14 protein-coding genes are annotated in these 17,246 nt (G+C 72.9%); 10 read left to right on the top strand and 4 right to left on the bottom strand.

Annotated features, from left to right (window positions below; all coding sequences use genetic code 11):
• Positions 1–30: 30 nt before the first annotated feature.
• From GUI43_RS06995 to GUI43_RS06975, 5 genes are all read left to right on the top strand, one after another.
• Positions 31–261 carry a DUF8847 domain-containing protein gene (locus tag GUI43_RS06995; protein ID WP_112587606.1) on the top strand — a complete coding sequence of 77 codons (231 nt, stop codon included), beginning with the start codon at positions 31–33 and terminating at the stop codon, positions 259–261.
• A gap of 119 nt (positions 262–380) precedes the next feature.
• Positions 381–1,121, top strand: a complete 741-nt coding sequence (locus GUI43_RS06990) for a response regulator transcription factor (RefSeq protein ID WP_372494781.1) — start codon at positions 381–383, stop codon at positions 1,119–1,121.
• The gene (locus GUI43_RS06985) at positions 1,099–2,604 is read left to right on the top strand and encodes a sensor histidine kinase (RefSeq protein ID WP_112698371.1); all 1,506 of its coding nucleotides are present in this window, start codon (positions 1,099–1,101) and stop codon (positions 2,602–2,604) included. The genes GUI43_RS06990 and GUI43_RS06985 overlap by 23 nt, the downstream gene beginning before the upstream one ends.
• Before the next feature lie 44 nt (positions 2,605–2,648).
• Positions 2,649–4,865: an ArnT family glycosyltransferase gene (locus GUI43_RS06980; RefSeq protein ID WP_112698370.1), complete on the top strand. Its 2,217-nt coding sequence runs from the start codon at positions 2,649–2,651 to the stop codon at positions 4,863–4,865.
• On the top strand, positions 4,862–6,106 hold the full coding sequence (locus GUI43_RS06975; RefSeq protein WP_112698369.1) for a glycosyltransferase: 1,245 nt from the start codon (positions 4,862–4,864) through the stop codon (positions 6,104–6,106). Before GUI43_RS06980 ends, GUI43_RS06975 begins: the two co-directional genes overlap by 4 nt.
• A gap of 43 nt (positions 6,107–6,149) precedes the next feature.
• Here GUI43_RS06975 and GUI43_RS06970 read toward each other — a convergent pair whose 3' ends face one another.
• Genes GUI43_RS06970 through GUI43_RS06960 form a run of 3 tightly spaced genes read right to left on the bottom strand, consistent with a single transcriptional unit; the run spans position 6,150 to position 8,921 of the window.
• A complete protein-coding gene (locus GUI43_RS06970; RefSeq protein ID WP_112698368.1) occupies positions 6,150–7,286 on the bottom strand; it encodes an FUSC family protein in 1,137 nt (378 codons plus the stop codon).
• Between the two features lie 46 nt (positions 7,287–7,332).
• A complete protein-coding gene (locus tag GUI43_RS06965; RefSeq protein ID WP_112698367.1) occupies positions 7,333–7,707 on the bottom strand; it encodes a sensory rhodopsin transducer in 375 nt (124 codons plus the stop codon).
• Positions 7,704–8,921, bottom strand: coding sequence for a D-arabinono-1,4-lactone oxidase (locus tag GUI43_RS06960; RefSeq protein WP_112671318.1), 1,218 nt, complete (start codon positions 8,919–8,921; stop codon positions 7,704–7,706). Before GUI43_RS06960 ends, GUI43_RS06965 begins: the two co-directional genes overlap by 4 nt.
• Before the next feature lie 68 nt (positions 8,922–8,989).
• On the opposite strand from GUI43_RS06960, the gene GUI43_RS06955 reads away from it, so the two are divergent.
• Positions 8,990–10,831, top strand: coding sequence for a glycoside hydrolase family 15 protein (locus tag GUI43_RS06955; RefSeq protein WP_112698366.1), 1,842 nt, complete (start codon positions 8,990–8,992; stop codon positions 10,829–10,831).
• A 4-nt stretch (positions 10,832–10,835) separates the two neighbouring features.
• On the opposite strand, the gene GUI43_RS06950 is transcribed toward GUI43_RS06955, so the two are convergent.
• The gene (locus GUI43_RS06950) at positions 10,836–11,684 is read right to left on the bottom strand and encodes an arginase family protein (RefSeq protein ID WP_112587600.1); all 849 of its coding nucleotides are present in this window, start codon (positions 11,682–11,684) and stop codon (positions 10,836–10,838) included.
• A 201-nt stretch (positions 11,685–11,885) separates the two neighbouring features.
• On the opposite strand from GUI43_RS06950, the gene GUI43_RS33770 reads away from it, so the two are divergent.
• The 4 genes from GUI43_RS33770 to GUI43_RS06935 all read left to right on the top strand — a co-directional run bounded on the left by GUI43_RS33770 (position 11,886) and on the right by GUI43_RS06935 (position 16,972).
• On the top strand, positions 11,886–12,035 hold the full coding sequence (locus tag GUI43_RS33770; protein WP_165947858.1) for a hypothetical protein: 150 nt from the start codon (positions 11,886–11,888) through the stop codon (positions 12,033–12,035).
• 17 nt (positions 12,036–12,052) lie between these two features.
• The gene (locus GUI43_RS06945) at positions 12,053–13,483 is read left to right on the top strand and encodes a class I SAM-dependent methyltransferase (RefSeq protein WP_112698365.1); all 1,431 of its coding nucleotides are present in this window, start codon (positions 12,053–12,055) and stop codon (positions 13,481–13,483) included.
• Complete coding sequence (locus GUI43_RS06940) at positions 13,476–15,479, top strand: sulfatase-like hydrolase/transferase (protein WP_112698364.1); 2,004 nt, start codon at positions 13,476–13,478, stop codon at positions 15,477–15,479. The genes GUI43_RS06945 and GUI43_RS06940 overlap by 8 nt, the downstream gene beginning before the upstream one ends.
• Positions 15,480–15,688: 209 nt before the next feature.
• A complete protein-coding gene (locus GUI43_RS06935) occupies positions 15,689–16,972 on the top strand; it encodes a citrate synthase (protein WP_112698363.1) in 1,284 nt (427 codons plus the stop codon).
• The last annotated feature ends 274 nt before the right edge of the window (positions 16,973–17,246 follow it).

The raw sequence follows: 17,246 nt of genomic DNA, 5'->3' as shown, positions 1-17,246 counted from the left end.
GCCGGCACGGTCACCCGAGGGGACGCCGCGATGAGCGAGGTCACCGTACGCTTCGTCGGTGGGCCCGCGGACGGCCTGGTCCGGCTGCTGCCGGCCGGGTCGGACGGCGCCCCGCCCCAGCGTTGGATCATGCGTCACCCGGACGGCACGGGCTCGGTGCAGCCCGGCCCCGACCACCTCTACGAGCGCGACCGGCCCGACGAGGCCGGCGGCTGGAGCATGCGGTTCGTGCGCACGGACGCGTACGGGGTGTCCGAGTGACCACGAGGCGGGGCTGACCGGTGGTGTCGCCGGCGTCGCGTCGGCCCGGCCGCACAGCTCGCGCACAGCTTCCGCAGGGGCGCGGCACAGGCGTGGCGGCCACCATGGGGCCCATGGTCATGAACGGGCAGGCCGCGCCGAGCCGGATCGAGCTGCGTCGCCCCGACGGCGAACCCGTCCGGGTGCTGGTGGTCGACGACGAACCCACGCTCACCGACCTGCTGTCGATGGCCCTGCGCTACGAGGGTTGGCAGGTCCGCACCGCCGGCAACGGCATGGCCGCGTTGGGCACCGCCCGACAGTTCCAGCCGGACGCCGTGGTGCTCGACGTGATGCTGCCCGACCTGGACGGCTTCCAGGTGCTGCGCCGGCTGCGCGAGCACGCCCCCACCGTGCCGGTGCTCTTCCTGACCGCCCGCGACGCTGTCGAGGAGCGCATCGCCGGGTTGACCGTCGGCGGCGACGACTACGTCACCAAACCGTTCAGCCTGGAGGAGGTGATCGCCCGGCTGCGCGCGCTGCTGCGCCGTTCCGGGCTGGCGATCGCGGCCCGGGAGGAGGCGGTGCTGACCGTCGGTGACCTCAGCCTCGACGAGGACAGCCACGAGGTTCGGCGGGCCGGCCAGCTCGTCACCCTGACGGCTACCGAGTTCGAGCTCCTGCGTTATCTGATGCGCAACCCGCGCCGGGTGCTCAGCAAGGCGCAGATCCTCGACCGGGTGTGGAACTACGACTTCGGTGGCCAGGCCAACGTGGTGGAGTTGTACATCTCGTACCTGCGCAAGAAGATCGACGCCGGCCGCGCGCCGATGATCCACACGCTGCGCGGCGCGGGTTATGTCCTCAAACCCGCCGAGTAGGCGCCACCCGCTGCGCGCCGCCCGTCGGTGGCTGGCCGGGCGCTCCCTGCGTACCCGACTGGTGTTCGCCCTGCTCGCGCTACTGGCGTTGGTCAGCGTCGCCATCGGTGGCCTGACCACTGTGGCGCTGCGGCACTTCCTGATCGACCGGCTCGACGCCCAGTTGGCCCCCGCCACGGCCATGCGGGGCGACCGGCCGGGACGGCCGGCGTTTCCCGGCAACGGACCGGGTATCCCGCGCGGGTTGCCGTCCGGCGCGGTGGTCGCCGAGATCACCGACGGCCGCGTGGCCAGCGCCCGGACCCTTACCAACAGCGCCTCCAGCGCCGACCCGTTCCCCGACGAGCAGTCCGTCCCGGTGGGGGAGGTCGCCGTGCTGGCGGACCTACCGGTCGACGCCAGACCGCGCACCGTCGACCTCGGCGATCGCGGTGACTACCGGGCCGTTGCCCGCCAGTACTGGGACGGGCGGGTACGCGTCGTCGCGATCCCCCTCTCCGGCGTCCAGGAGACCGTCTGGGCGCTGGTCGCCGCACAGGTCGGGGTGGCCGCCGTCGGGCTGCTGCTCGCCGGTGTGGCGGGCGCGCTGATCGTGCGGGCGACCCTGCGACCGCTCAACCGGGTGGCCGCCACCGCCACCCGCGTCACCGAGCTGCCCCTGGACCGGGGGGAGGTGGCGCTCGCCGTCCGGGTCCCGGCCGCCGACACCGACCCGCGCACCGAGGTCGGTCAGGTCGGCGCGGCGCTGAACCGGATGCTGGGCCACGTCGCCGACGCGCTCTCCGCCCGGCAGGCCAGCGAGACACGGGTACGCCAGTTCGTCGCCGACGCCAGCCACGAGCTGCGGACGCCTCTCGCGGCGATCCGCGGCTACGCCGAGGTGGCCCGGCGTGGCCGTGACGAGGTTCCCGCCGACGTGGCGCACGCGCTGCGCCGGGTGGAGTCGGAGAGCACCCGGATGACCAGTCTCGTCGACGACCTGCTGCTGCTGGCCCGCCTCGACACCGGCCGGCCGCTCGCTGTCGAACCGGTGGACCTGACCGCCCTGGTGGTGGACGCGGTCAGTGACGCGCACGTCGCCGGTCCCGAACACCGCTGGCAACTCGAACTGCCCGAGGTGGCGATCCAGGTACCGGGCGACGCCGCCCGGCTGCACCAGGTGGTCGCGAACCTGCTCACCAACGCCCGGGTGCACACCCCGCCCGGCAGCACTGTCACCACCACACTGGCCGTCGACACCGCCAGCGCCGTGCTGACCGTCGCGGACGACGGGCCGGGGGTGCCGGCGGAGCTGCAACCGGAGATGTTCGAGCGGTTCGCCCGGGGCGACAGCTCCCGATCCCGCGCGCACGGCAGCACCGGCCTCGGCCTCGCGATCGTCGCGGCGGTGGTGGAGGCCCACCACGGCACGGTCGGGGTGGACAGCCGTCCAGGTCGGACAATGTTCACCGTCCGGCTGCCGAATCCCACAGCTGACGCATAGTCGGCGCACGGGGTCGCGCCAGCCCGGCCGTCGAGGCTGGCCGCATGGACAGAACAGAGACCCTGCTGACGGCACCCGCCGCACCCGAGCCGCCGCCGGCCGCCCGCCCCGACCAGCACTCGCCGCCGACGCGCCGCTCGCCGGCCTGGGCCCGGCCCGCGCTGGCGATCCTGCTGCTCGCCACCGGCCTGCTCTACCTGTGGGGCCTGGGCGCGTCCGGCTGGGCGAACTCGTTCTACGCGGCGGCCGTGCAGGCGGGCTCGGTGAGCTGGAAGGCGTTCCTCTACGGCTCGTCGGACGCCGCGAACTCCATCACCGTCGACAAGACACCCGCGTCGCTGTGGCTGATGGCCCTGTCCGTGCGCGTCTTCGGGTTGAACAGCTGGGCGATGCTGGTGCCGCAGGCGCTCTGTGGGGTCGCCTCGGTCGGCGTGCTCCACGCGACGGTGAAGCGCTGGTACGGGCCGGCCGCCGGTCTGATCGCCGGCGCGGTCCTCGCGGTCACCCCGGTGGCGACGCTGATGTTCCGGTTCAACAACCCCGACGCGCTGCTGGTCCTGCTGCTGGTCGCCGGGGCGTACGCCACCGTGCGCGCGCTGGAGACGGCCAGCACCCGGTGGATCGTGCTGGTCGGTGTGCTGGTCGGCTTCGGCTTCCTCACCAAGATGTTGCAGGCGTTCCTGGTGGTGCCGGTCTTCGCCGGCGTCTACCTGTTGGCCGCGCCGACCGGGCTGTGGCGGCGGGTGCGGCAGTTGCTGCTGGCCGGGTTGGCGGTGGTGGTCTCCGCCTGCTGGTGGGTGGCGCTGGTCGAGCTGGTGCCGGCCAGCGCCCGCCCGTACATCGGCGGTTCGCAGGGCAACAGCATCCTGGAGTTGACGCTCGGCTACAACGGCCTCGGCCGGATCACCGGCGAGGAGGTCGGCAGCGTCGGCGGCGGTGGTGCGCGGCCGGGTGGCGGCGGTGGCCCGTTCTCCGGGCAGAACGGCGTGCTGCGGATGTTCGGCGGCGAGATCGGTGGTCAGGTCTCCTGGCTGCTGCCGGCCGCGCTGATCCTGCTGGTGGTCGGCCTGCTGCTCGCCGGGCGGGCGGCCCGCACCGACCGCCCCCGGGCCGGGTTGCTGCTCTGGGGCGGCTGGCTGCTGATCACCGGCCTGATCTTCAGCTTCATGTCCGGGATCTTCCACGCCTACTACACGGTGGCGCTCGCACCGGCGATCGGTGCCCTGGTCGGCATCGGCGTGACACTGCTCTGGCGGCAACGCCGACTGCTGCCCGCGTCCGCCGAAGCTGTCGGCACACGCTGGCAGCGGTGGCGTCCACTCGCCGCCACGGCGACGCTCGCCGGCACGCTCGCGGTCACCGTCTGGTGGGCGTGGGTGCTGCTCGGTCGCAGCCCCGACTGGTACCCGTGGCTGCGGACCACCGTGCTCGTCACCGGCCTGGTCGGTGCGGCGCTGCTGTTGCTGGTCACCCGGCTGCCCCGCCGGTTGGTGCCGGTGGTGCTGGGCCTGGGCGCGGCGGCGGCCCTCGCCGGCCCGGTGGCGTACGCGGTGCAGACCGCCGCCACCCCGCACACCGGGTCGATCCCGAGCGCCGGCCCGTTCGTGGCGGGCGGGTTCGGCCGGGGCGGCTTCCCCGGCGGACGACCGCCCGGCGGCATGGAACTGCCGACCGGCGGTCAACTCCCCGGCGGCGGCCAGTTCCCGGGCGGCTTCCCGGAGGGCGGCCAACTCCCGGGCGGCGGCCAGAACGGCGGCGGTCAGAACGGTGGGGGCCGCAACGGCGGTCAGGGGCCAGGTTTCCCCGGCGGCGGCCGCAACGGCGTGCCCGGTTTCCCGGGCGGCGGCCAGGTCCCCGGCGGCCAGGGGCGTACGGCCGGTGGGGGAATGGGTGGGCTGCTCGACGCTCGCGAGCCCAGCACCGCACTGCGCGAGCTGTTGGAGCGCGACAGTGCCGACTACACCTGGGTGGCCGCGACCATCGGCTCGAACAACGCGTCCGGTTACCAGCTCGCCACCGGCGAACCGGTGATGCCAATCGGCGGTTTCAACGGCAGTGACCCGTCGCCGACCCTCGCGCAGTTCCAGCGGTACGTGGCCGACGGAAAGATCCACTACTTCGTCGGTGGTGGTGGCTTCCGGGCCAACGGCGGCAGCTCGGCCTCCCAGGAGATCGCCGCCTGGGTCGCCGAGACGTTCACGGCGCAGACAGTCGACGGGGTCACCGTCTACGACCTCAGCGCCGGTGCGGAGGCGTCGTGAACACGCTGGGCGGGCCACGGGCCGCCATCCGGGCCCGACCCACCGCCGCCGTGCTGGACGTGGTGATCCCGGTCTACAACGAGGAGGTCGACCTCGGGCCGTGCGTACGGCGACTGCACGACCACCTGAGCGCGCACTTCCCGTACCCGTTCCAGATCACCATCGCCGACAACGCCAGCGTCGACGACACCCTGAAGGTGGCCGACGGCCTCGCCGGTGAGCTGCCCGGCGTCGAGGTGCTGCACCTGGACGCCAAGGGGCGGGGGAGGGCACTCTCCGCCGCCTGGTCGGCGTCGTCCGCGCCGGTGCTGGCGTACATGGACGTGGACCTCTCCACCGACCTGGCGGCGTTGCTGCCGCTGGTCGCGCCGCTCATCTCCGGCCACTCGGACCTGGCGATCGGCACCCGGCTGGCGCGTACCTCCCGGGTGGTGCGCGGCACCAAGCGGGAGGTGATCTCCCGCGCCTACAACCTGCTGCTGCGCGGGGCGTTGGCGGCGCGGTTCTCCGACGCGCAGTGCGGGTTCAAGGCGATCCGCGCCGACGTGGCCGTCGAGCTGCTGCCGTTGGTGCGGGACACCGGCTGGTTCTTCGACACTGAGCTGCTGGTCCTCGCCCAGCGGGCCGGGTTGCGCATCCACGAGGTGCCGGTGGACTGGGTCGACGACCCGGACAGCCGCGTCGACATCGTCGCCACCGCCCTGGCCGACCTGCGCGGCGTGGGCCGGCTGGGCCGGGCGCTGCTGACCGGCGCGCTGCCCCTGGCCGATTTGCGCGCACAGCTCGGCCGGGCGCCGCTGACCACGCGGCCGGAGCAGCTCGGCCGGGCGCCGGGGCAGGTGCCGGTGGGGTTGCCCCGGCAGCTGGTCCGGTTCGCGGCGGTCGGGGTGGCCAGTACCCTCGCGTACCTGGTGCTCTTCGTGGCCACCCGGGGCGCGCTCGGCGCGCAGCCAGCGAACCTGCTGGCGTTGCTGCTGACCGCGGTGGCGAACACGGCCGCGAACCGGCGGTTGACGTTCGGCATCAGCGGGCGGCGGCACGCCGGCCGGCACCACCTGCAAGGGTTGCTCGCCTTCGGCCTTGGCCTCGCGTTGACCAGTGGGTCGCTGGCAGTGCTGCACGCGGCGCACGCCGCACCCGCCCGGCCGGTGGAGCTGGCCGTGCTGGTGGCCGCGAACCTGGCCGCCACCGTGCTGCGCTTCGTGCTGCTGCGCCTGGGCATGCACCACCGGCACACCTGAGGCCGCCACCGCCGGCTGAGCCCGCCGCGCCTGCCGAGCGGGCTCAGCCGGCGGCGGCCCGGCGCACCAGCCGGCGTGCCTCGTCGCGGGGCACGCCGGTGGCCCGGAGCAGGTCGTTGACGGCGGTACGGAGTTGGGAGACCACGATCGTTCCGGAGAAGCCCAGGCCCTGCCGGCACGCCGCGCCAGCCTCGCGGACCGCGTGCAGCGCCCGTTCGCGGGCCTGCACCGGCTCCCGCGCGGCGAGGAACTCCCGATGCAGCAACCGGACGGCCTCTCCCAGGTGCTCCACCGCGGCGGGCAGGTCGGGTGGCACCGGTTCCTCGTCGTGCAGTGTGGTGACGATCCGGCGGACCAGACCGCGGCTGTTGCGGAAGGCCCGCTCCATGTGCGTCACCCCACCGCGGTACGCGCCGAGGGCCCTCCGTCGATGCCACCGCACGGGGGAGAGCCGGACGACCTCGTCGGCGGCGGTCACCACCTCGCTGAGCCGGTCCAGTTCGGGTTCGGCGGCGCGCATCCGGGACAGCACCTCCTTCGCCCGCTCGATGTTCCCCTCGGCGAGCGCCTCCGCCGAGGCGGTCATCTCCCGGGCGAAGAGGTCCAGGGCGGGGTCTGCGGCCCGGCGTACGGTCCGCAGCGGGTTGATCGGCAGGAGCACGAGCACCACGAACAGGCCCACCGCCCCGCCGATCAGCGCGTTGATCGTCCGGGGTAGCTCCAGGTCGGGGGCGGTCGGGGTGAGGGTGGCGATGAGCACCGCCGTACCGCCGGCCTGGGTCACCAACGCGCCGGTGCCGCGCACCAGCAACGCCACCGTGATCGCCAGGAAGACGATCACGCCGGTCTGCCACGGCCCGGTGCCGAACAGGCGGATCAGCAGGTCACCCGCACCGATGCCGAGCACCACCCCGATGACCAGCTCCAGGGTGCGGCGGGCACGACTGCCGAGGGACGCCGCGATCACGCCGACGGCCGCGGCGGGCGCGAACGTCGGCTCCGCGTTGCCGAGGATCTCGCGGGCCACCAGCCAGGACAGCGCGGCGGCCAGACCAGCCTGGAATCCCACGATCAGGTACGTCTGCAAACGGCGGTAGCCGGCCCGGCGGGCAGCGGAGATCCGGGAACGCAGGCTGCCCGGCCCCGCTCGCTCGCCGGGCGCCCCGGCCGTCGCGTTCATGGTCGCGGTTACCCCGTGCGGCCGGCGGCCGAACCTGTCCGCGCTGTCACGCCGGATGGGCCATGGTCGCGGCCAGCGCCACCACTCCCGGCAACCGGGTGTCCTGGCGCAGGAACTGCACCACCACCGGCACCGTGGAGCGCAACACACAGCCGTACGGTCGGTCGAGCCGTACCGCTTCCGGGTCGATCAGGTCGTTGAGCCGGACGTGGCGTACCCGCCGGGCGTCGACGGTCAGGGCGTACGGGCCGACCGGCTCGCTGTCCTCGTAGTAGATGCGCAGCTCGATGTCGGCGCGGGTGTCGGTGGTGTTGAGGACGCAGATCTGGTCGAAGCTGGTGAAGGCCGGTTCGGGTCCGTTGCTGGGGAACGGGATGTGCCCGCCCGGCACGACCCACACGCGGGCGCCGATCTCGGTCATCGGCTCTCCTCCAGCAGCCGGGCGAGGTCGGGGCTGAGGAACACCCCGTCCGGGTCGAGTCGGCGGCGGGCTTCCCGGAAGTCGTCCCAGCGCGGATAGAGGGGCCGCAGGTCACCGGCGGTCAACCAGTGCTTCTTGCCCCAGTGCGGCCGGCCACCGTACTGCCGGAAGACCGCCTCCATGTCCCGGAAGTAGTCCTCGTACGGCAGCGAGGTGTTCTGGAGGCAGGCGATGGTGGTGGTCGGCCGGCCGTACGCGTTGCTCAACCAGATGTCGTCGGCGGCGATGCTGCGCACCAGTACCCGCCAGCCGACGACAGTGCGGTGCCGTTGCAGGATCCGCCGCCGGACCTCGGCGAAGCAGGCGGGGAACGCCTCCGACGGCAGCATGTACTCGATCTCCTCGAACCGCAGGTCCCGCTCCTGCGGGATGGTGCGGTGGATTGGACCGGACCGGATCTCGTGGGGTGCGCCCCACGGGCCGGAGTCCGGCACCCGCGGCGCGGCCCAGACCCGCACGTCGGAGCCCCCGTCGATACGGTTCAGGGTGCGGATCTGGGTCTCGTCGCTGCGCGGGTACCAGTAGAAGTCCATGTTGCGGTTGGTGTGCTGCAATTCGGCCAGGTGGTCGAGGGTCCAGTCGATGTGCGCGCACCACGCCCGGCGGTGCAACTCGTAGTGCGGTTGCACGTCCAGGGTGACCTGGGTGACCACTCCGAGAGCGCCCAGCGACAGCCGGGCCGCTGGCAACAGGTCCGCGTTGTCGTCGGCCGAGATGTCGAGAACCTCGCCGGTGCCGCTGACCAGGCGAACGCCGGTCACCTGGGTGCACAGGTTGCCGAAACCGATGCCGGTGCCGTGCGTGCCGGTGGCGGTCGCGCCGGCGATCGACTGGTAGTCCACGTCGCCGAGGTTGTCCATGGCCAGGCCGGCGTCGTACAACCCCTCACCGAGGGCCTTGAGCTTGGTGCCCGCCCACACCCGCGCCCGATCGGCGTCCTCGGTAATGACTCCGGCGAGCCGATCCACGCTGAGCAGGATGTCGTCGGTGCGCGCAAGTGGGCTCGACGAGTGGCCGGAGCCCACCGGGCGGATCGTCCTTCCGTCCTGGCGTGCCCGCACCACCAACTCCCGTACCGCGTCCTCGTCCGCCGGCTCGGCGAGCTCCCGCGGGGTGAACGAAAGGCTGCCGGACCAGTTGACGAACTGTCGCATCCGGCCGACTACCCGTCGGCGCGACCGGTAGTCGCGTTTCCGTGCCGGCCCGCCGGGTAAGGAGCCGCGTGCCGGCCTTCGGCTCCGCGAACACGCCGCCGATCGACTCGTACGCGTTCCTCTCCGACACCCACACCGGGGCGCTGATCGGCGCGGACGGCGCGGTCGACTGGTTCTGTGTGCCGCACTTCGACGGCGACGCGGTCTTCGCGCGGCTGCTGGACCGTCGCGTCGGTGGCGCGTTCACCCTCTCCGTCGCCGCTGACGCCGCGCCGGTCCGCCGGTACCTGCCCGGCACCCTGGTCGTGGAGAGCGTGTACCGCGCCGCCGGTGGCAGCGCGGTCGGTCAGGACTTCCTCGCCGTACAGGCCGGTGATGCCGCACAGCCGTTCCGTGCGGACAAGCTGTTGGTGCGCCGCCTACACGTGCGTGCCGGGTCGGTGCGGGTGCGTGCCGAGGTGACGCCGCGCCCGGGGTACGGCTCCCGTCCGGCCGAGTGGCACCGCGACGACGATCAGTGGGTGGCCGGCGACGCCGGGCTGCGGCTGGTCTCGGAGTTGCCGTTCCGCGTCGACGGCGCGACCGCACGGGCCGAGGCGGTGCTGCACGAGGGGCAGACGGTCGACGTGCTGCTCGGCTACGGCCCGGGCCGCATCGACGCGGTCGACCCCGCCGACCTGCTGGAGGAGACCCGCCGTACCTGGCGCGAGTGGTCGGACCGCGCCGACTACACCGGCCGCGGCCGCGAGCAGGTGCGGCACAGCGCCGCCGTCCTGCGGGGCTTGTCCTTCGACGAGACCGGCGCGTTGCTCGCCGCGCCCACCTCCTCGCTGCCCGAGGAGATCGGCGGGGTCCGCAACTGGGACTACCGCTACACCTGGCACCGCGACGCCGCGTTGCTGCTGCTCGCCCTGTTCCGGTTGGGCCACGCCGAGGAGGGCCGTCGCTACCTGCACTTCCTGCTCACCACGTGCGGCGGGGCGGGCGACGTCCTCAGCCCACTCGTCGGGATCCACGGGGTGACCCGCGAGGAGGAGATCCTCGATCACCTCGACGGGTACGTCGGCTCGCGGCCGGTGCGCATCGGCAACGAGGCCGCCCACCAGCTCCAGTTCGACACGTACGGGCACGTGCTCGACGCCGCGCTGTCGTACCAGCAGCTCACCGGAGAGTTGACCGGCACGCAGTGGCAGGTGCTGCGCCGGCACGTCGACACCATGGCCGCCCGGTGGCGGGAGCCGGACCATGGCATCTGGGAGATCCGGGGGCCACTGCGGCACTACGTCAACTCGAAGATGATGGCCTGGGTCTGCCTCGACCGGGGTGTCCGCCTCGCCGACCTGGTCGGGGACCACGACGCACCGATCGAGCGGTGGTGCGGCGAACGCGACGCCGTCCATGCCGAGGTCCTTGAGCGTGGGTTCGACCGTGGCGTCGGCAGCTTCGTGCTGGCGTACGACTCGACCGAACTCGACGCGTCGTTGCTCCGGATGCCCCTCGTCGGGTTCCTCGCCGGTGGCGACCCGCTGGTGGTGGCCACCATCGACCGGATCCGGCGGGATCTCGCCATCGCCCCGGCGCTCATCCGCCGGTACACGGCCGACGACGGGTTGCCCGGCGAGGAGGGGGCGTTCCTGCTCTGCTCCTTCGAGCTGGTCTCCGCCCTGGTCCTGGCCGGGCGACGCGAGCAGGCCGCCGAGCTGTTCGACCAGCTCCGCGCGTACGCCGGGCCGCTCGGCCTGTACGCCGAACAGCTCGACGCCGACGGCACCGCGCTGGGCAACTACCCGCAGGCATTCACCCACCTCGCGTTGATCGAGGCGGCGCTGAACCTCGATGGCGCTGGCGACCGCGACGCGTTGCACGCGTGGGCGGAGCGAACCGCGCGACAGGGAACGGCCGGCGGCTGACCGTTCAGCCGACCAGCATCTCGGTGAGGACCTCGACGACGCGTCGGGTGTGCCGCCCGTCGGGGTCCTCGTCGGTGTTCAGGTCGGTCACGCTCATCCCGAGCAGCCGGTCGGCGCGGGCCAACGGTGTGACCAGCGCGATCAGATCCGCCCAGCGCGGGCCGTCCGGTTCGGGGTAGGTCACCGCGGGCAGGTCTCGCGGGTCCACCACGTCCAGGTCGAGGTGCAGCCAGGCCGGTCCGTCCCCGTCGGCGGCGAGGCTCGCGCCGACCGTCGCCGCGCCCCGGCGCCGCAACTCGGCGGCGTTGATCTGGTGGATGGCCGGGTCGATCCGGGCCGCCTCGACCCGGCTGCTCTCGTCGGTGGCCGGGCGGTGCCCGAGCAGGTGGACGCGGCCGGGCTCGATCAGCGCGCCGCCGGGGCCGACAGCGGCGGCGGGGCCGTGCCCGGTGACCACCGAGAGATCCATGTCGGCGGCCTCACCGGTCGGTGAGGTCGTGCCGTCGAGGAAATCCGGGTGGGCGTCGACGAACCACAGGTCGGTCGCCGGGGGCAGGGCCCGGCAGACGCCGGGCAGGATCGCGCAGTCGCCGCCGAGCACAAGTGGCCGGTGGCCGTCCGCGATCAACGCGCCGATCCGCGCGGCGATGGCGCCGCCGGCCCGGACCAGGCCCGCCGCGCCGATCACCCCGCTTGCCGGGTCGCGGTTCGGGTCGCGCAACCGCGCCTCGTCGATCTGCCCGTCGTCGTCGGCGGCCAGGGCCTCGCGCAGGCCGGCGCGGCGCAGCGCGGCCGGGGCCCGCTCCTCGCCGCGCCCGGCTCCGGAGGAGTCCAGCGGCGCGTCCACGATCATCCAGGGCACGTGCGCAGCGTACCGGCGTGGACGGCCGTCCCGGCCGCATTCTGTGGTGCGGCTGGGAGTACGCCGATGTGCCCGCGACAGCGACGACGACCGGCGTACGGTGAGGGACAAGTACGGCTTTCTGGGTCAAAAGCCTCATCGGTGTACGCCCTGGGACGCCGGTGTCGAGGCGGCGAGGGCAAGGAGCGATCGGTGGAACATCTGGCCTACCTGGACGCGGGGTCCGGCAGCCTGATCGTGCAGGCGGTCGTCGGTGGGGTGGCTGGCGCCGCGGTCGCCGCGAAACTCTACTGGCGACGGCTGGTCGACCGGTTCCGCCGGCAACCCACCGACCAGCGCTGAGCGGGCCAACCACGACGATGGCGATCTCACCCACCGAGGTACGGCCGGAGCCGGCCTCCTTCCGCGACCCCGCCAACCGGGTCTTCCACGTCGGCGACGAGGTGCTGCGCGGGCTGGACCCCCAGGCCGCCGAGCACTGGCGGGCACTGACCGGCAGCACGTTCTTCCCGGCGCTCGTCGCCGCGCGCAAGGTCTGCGCCACCGAGGACGCCCCGCCCGCCCTGGTTCCGGCCGCGACCGGAACGCCGTGGGCGGCCGTGCTGCGCCACGAGCGCATCCCGTTCGTCTCCCACCCGTACGAGTGGTCGTTCAGCATGCTGCGCGACGCCGCCCTGCTGCACCTGGAGATCCTGACCGCCGCGCTCGGCGAGGGTTTCACCACGAAGGACGGCTCCGCGTACAACCTCCAGTGGCGCGGCGCCCAGCCGGTCTTCATCGACATCGGCTCCTTCGAGCCGGTCCGGGACGGCGAACCGTGGGCCGGCTACCGGCAGTTCTGCCAGACCGTGCTCTACCCGCTGATGCTCACCGCCCACCTGGGCGTCGACTTCCAACCGTGGCTGCGCGCCCGGGTCGACGGCATCGAGGCCGACGAGTTGCGGCCACTGTTCAACGGCGCCCGCCGGCTGCGCCCCGGCGTGCTGACCCACCTGCATTTGCACGGCGCCATGCAGCAGAGCAACGCCGCCGCCAGCACCACCGACGTACGCGACCAACTGCGGGCCGCCGGCTTCTCCCGGGAGTTGCTGCTCGCCACCGTACGCGGCATCGAGAAACTGGTCCGCAAGCTGGACCGCCGCCCGCCCGAGAGCCACTGGTCGGACTACCAACGAACGTGCGGCTACTCGGCCCGCGACCGGGTGGCGAAGGAACAGTTCGTGGCCGTCGCGGTCGCCGCCGGCACCCGCCCCCGCCTGGTGCTCGACCTCGGCGCCAACGACGGCCGGTACTCCCGGCTCGCAGCCGGGCACGCCGACTACGTGGTCGCCGTCGAGCAGGACCCCACAGTCGTCGACGAGCTGTACCGACAGCTGCGCTCCGAGGGGCAGCGCCGCATCCTGCCGCTGGTGCTGGACCTGGCCGACCCCTCGCCGGGTGGCGGCTGGCGGGGCGTCGAACGGGCCGGCTTCGCCGAGCGGGCGTCCGCCGATGTGGTGCTCGCCCTGGCCGTGGTGCACCACCTCGCGATCGGGCGCAACGTGCCGCTGCCGGAGGTCATCGACTGGCTGGCCGGGCTGACCGCGCCGGGCGGCGCGGTGGTGGTGGAGTTCGTCCACCCGGAGGACCCGATGGCGACGCGGCTGCTGGCCAACAAGCCGGCCGGTCTCTTCCCGGACTACCGACGCGACACCTTCGAGACGTTGCTCGCCGCCCGAGGGCGGATCACCGACCGGCTGGAACTGCCCTCGGGCACCCGCACGCTCTACCGGACGGTGATGGGTGGCTGAACCGCGGTGGGACCGGGGCTGGCGAGGTGAGCTGGGCCGGCTGCTGGAGATCGTCGCGCTGGTCGGTCTCGTGGTCACCCAGCCACTGCTGGACGTCCTCGGCCGCAGCCCCGACTTCTTCCTCTTCCACCGCGCCGACCCGGCCCAGATCCTGCTGCTGCTCGCCCTGGTGACGGTGCTCCCCACAGTCGCGGTGGCAGTGCTCGGCGCGCTCAGCCGACTGGCCGGCCGGACCGCCCGCGCCCTCACCCACACCGCGCTGGTCGGGCTGCTGATCGCCGCCCTCGCCGTGCAGGTGGGCCGACACGTCACGCCACTTCGGGGCGTACCGCTGCTGCTGGTGGCAGTGCTGGTCGGAGCCGCCGGCGCGGCCGCGCACCGGCGGTGGCGGGCGCCGGGCCGGGTGCTGCGACTGGCCGCCGCCGGGCCGGTGGCCTTCGTGGCGCTCTTCCTGCTCGCCTCGCCCACCTCGGCGGTGGTCCTGCCGCGCGGCGACGGCGGTGCGGCCGGCACCGCGCAGGGCTCGGCAGTGCACCCGCCGGTGGTCATGCTGATCCTCGACGAGCTGCCACTGGTCAGCCTGCTCGGCGTGGACGGGAAGATCGACGCCGGGCGGTACCCGCACTTCGCCGAGCTGGCCGGCAGCTCCACCTGGTACCGCAACTCCACCGGCGTCAGCGGGTGGACGCCCAACGCGCTGCCGGCGATGCTCACCGGCCGCTACCCGGCCAAGCCGGTCGCCCCGCACTACTCGCAGTACCCGGACAACATCTTCACCGCCTTCGGCGGCCTGTACGACATCCGAGCCGAGGAGAGCATCACGCGGCTCTGCCCGCCCAGTCGCTGCGAGCAGCCGGTCACCCCGGAGCAGGGGCTCGGCGTGCTGGTCCGGGAGACCGGCAAGCTGCTCGGCCGGGTCGCCGGGCCGACGGAGAGCGCCGTCGACCCGGAGGACTCCTACCGCGAGCAGACCCGCGCCGAAGCCGGCCTGGACGCCGCCGAACCGGCGCCGGCCGACCCGAAGTTCCGCTGGGACAGCCTGGACGACAACCAACCGGCCCGGTTCACCAGCTTCCTGGCCGGGCTGAAGCCGACAACCCGGCCCACCCTGCACTTCCTGCACCTGCTGATGCCGCACTCACCGTGGGCGTACCTGCCGTCCGGGGCGCGCTACGACGCCCCCGAGGACCTGCCCAACGACGGCGCCGGGTGGGTCGACCTGGCCCGGCAGCGGCACCTCGCCCAACTCGGCTACACCGACCGGCTGATCGGCGAGACGCTGCGGACGCTGCGCGCCAACGGCCTCTACGACCAGGCCCTCGTCGTGGTGACCGCCGACCACGGGGTCAGCTTCCGCGCCGGCGCGCAGGGCCGGGGCATGGACGCCATCAAGGCCGCCGCCGGCGAGGTCGCCTGGGTGCCGACGTTCGTCAAGGAACCCCGGCAGCAGACCGGCCGGGTGGACGACCGCAACTGGGAACACGTCGACCTGCTGCCTACCGTGGCCGACGAGGCCGGCGTCCGGTTGCCCTGGCGGGTCGACGGCCGCTCCGCCCGGCAGGCCCCCCGCACCGACGGTACGAAGCACTTCTACGACCGCCCCGGCGAACCGGTCACCTTCCCCGGTGGCGTGCCCGCCCCGCCGCCCCTGCCGACACCCCACCCCCTGGTCGGCACCGAGGTACGCGCCGGCCCGGCCGCCGGCAGCGCCCGGGTCGCCGACCTGGCCGCGTTCACCGCCACGGACCCGGACACCGGCACCCTCCCGGCACTCGTCTGGGGCGACGTCCCGGACCGGATCCCGGACGGCACCCTCCTCGCCGTCGCCGTCAACGGCCGCATCGGGGCCGTCGTCCCGGTGGTGCCCGCCGACCCCGGCGGACGCCGGTTCGCCGCGCTGCTCGCCGACGACAAGCTGTTCCACGCCGGCACCAACCAGCTCGACGTCTTCCAGGTCGCGACGGACGGTACGCTGCGACGCCTCACCCTGTCGTGACCCGGCTTCCGGGGTCGGTCCGGCCTGGCTCCCAGGGGCGGTGCGGTCCGGTCCCGTCTGACGGGATACCGGGTTTCCCGGCCGCCCGGTCGGGAATCGGGTGACGCATACCTCACCGCCGAACCACGGCGGGCGTTGTCCCCCGAGCCGCAATTACGGTAGAAGCGAAGGCAATTCAACGTAGATCTGCCGGCGAAGCGAGGAACCACATGACGGAAGTCAAGCTCGATCACCCCGGTGGGCAGCTGTCGATGCCGGTGCATCCCGCGGTCGAGGGCCCCGCCGGTATCGGGGTGAGCAAGCTGCTGAAGGAAACCGGGATGACCACGTACGACCCCGGTTTCGTCAACACCGCCGCTGCCTCATCCGCGATCACCTACATCGACGGCGACGCGGGCATCCTGCGTTACCGGGGGTACCCGATCGAGCAGCTGGCCGAGAAGTCCTCCTTCCTGGAGGTCTCCTACCTGCTCATCTACGGTGAGCTGCCGACCGAGCAGCAGCTGACCGAGTTCACCGAGTGGATTCGGCGCCACTCGCTGCTGCACGAGGAGATGCGCCGCTTCTTCGACGGCTTCCCCCGGGACGCCCACCCGATGGCGGTGCTCTCGTCCGCGGTGAGCGCCCTGTCCACCTTCTACCAGGACAGCCTGGACCCGTTCGACTCCGAGCACGTGGAGATCTCCACGGTCCGGCTGATGGCGAAGGTCCCCACCATCGCCTCGTACGCGTACAAGAAGTCCATCGGTCAGCCGCTGCTGTACCCGGACAACTCGCTGGGGTACGTGGACAACCTGCTGCGGATGACGTTCGGCGTGCCGGCGGAGCCGTACGAGGTCGACCCGGTGATGTCGAAGGTGCTGGACATGCTCTTCGTCCTGCACGCCGACCACGAGCAGAACTGCTCCACGTCGACCGTCCGCCTGGTCGGCTCCAGCAACGCCAACCTGTTCGCCTCGGTCTCGGCCGGCGTGAACGCGCTGTTCGGCCCCCTGCACGGTGGCGCGAACCAGGCGGTGCTGGAGATGCTCCAGCAGATCCACGCCGGTGACGGTGACGTCCGGTCCTTCGTCCGCAAGGTCAAGGACAAGCAGGACGGCGTGAAGCTGATGGGCTTCGGCCACCGGGTCTACAAGAACTACGACCCGCGGGCGGCGATCGTCAAGAAGGCCGCGCAGGACGTGCTGGGCCGGATGGCCAAGCCCGACCCGCTGCTGGACATCGCCATGGAGCTGGAGGAGATCGCCCTCGCCGACGACTTCTTCGTCTCCCGTCGGCTCTACCCGAACGTGGACTTCTACACCGGCCTGATCTACAAGGCCATGGGTTTCCCGACCAAGATGTTCACGGTGCTCTTCGCGCTCGGCCGGCTCCCCGGCTGGATCGCCCAGTGGCGCGAGATGATCAACGACCCGGAGACCAAGATCGGCCGTCCGCGGCAGGTCTACGTCGGCTCCGCCGAGCGGGACTACGTCCCCTTCGGCGAGCGCTGACCCGCTCCTCGCTTCGCCAGCAGGCCGTCGACCCTCCGGGTCGGCGGCCTGCCGCGTTTCCGCGCGCCGAGCTGCCCCGTCCCGGCATGATCGACTCGGGTTCCTTGAAAGCGCGGTGTTCCTCGTGCCGGGACCCCCCGACTTTCAGGAAGCCGAGTCGATCAACCGCAAGTCGGGGCATCCCTAGCACTGGGACACCCCGACATCAAGAAAACCGAGTCGATCAACCCCGCCCGAGCCCGAGCCAGGCCCCGAGCCAAGCCCGAGCCCGAGC

Source organism: Micromonospora noduli (genome assembly GCF_003264365.1).
GTDB classification, from domain to species: domain Bacteria; phylum Actinomycetota; class Actinomycetes; order Mycobacteriales; family Micromonosporaceae; genus Micromonospora; species Micromonospora noduli.
This window is presented reverse-complemented; position numbering and strand designations above follow the sequence as displayed.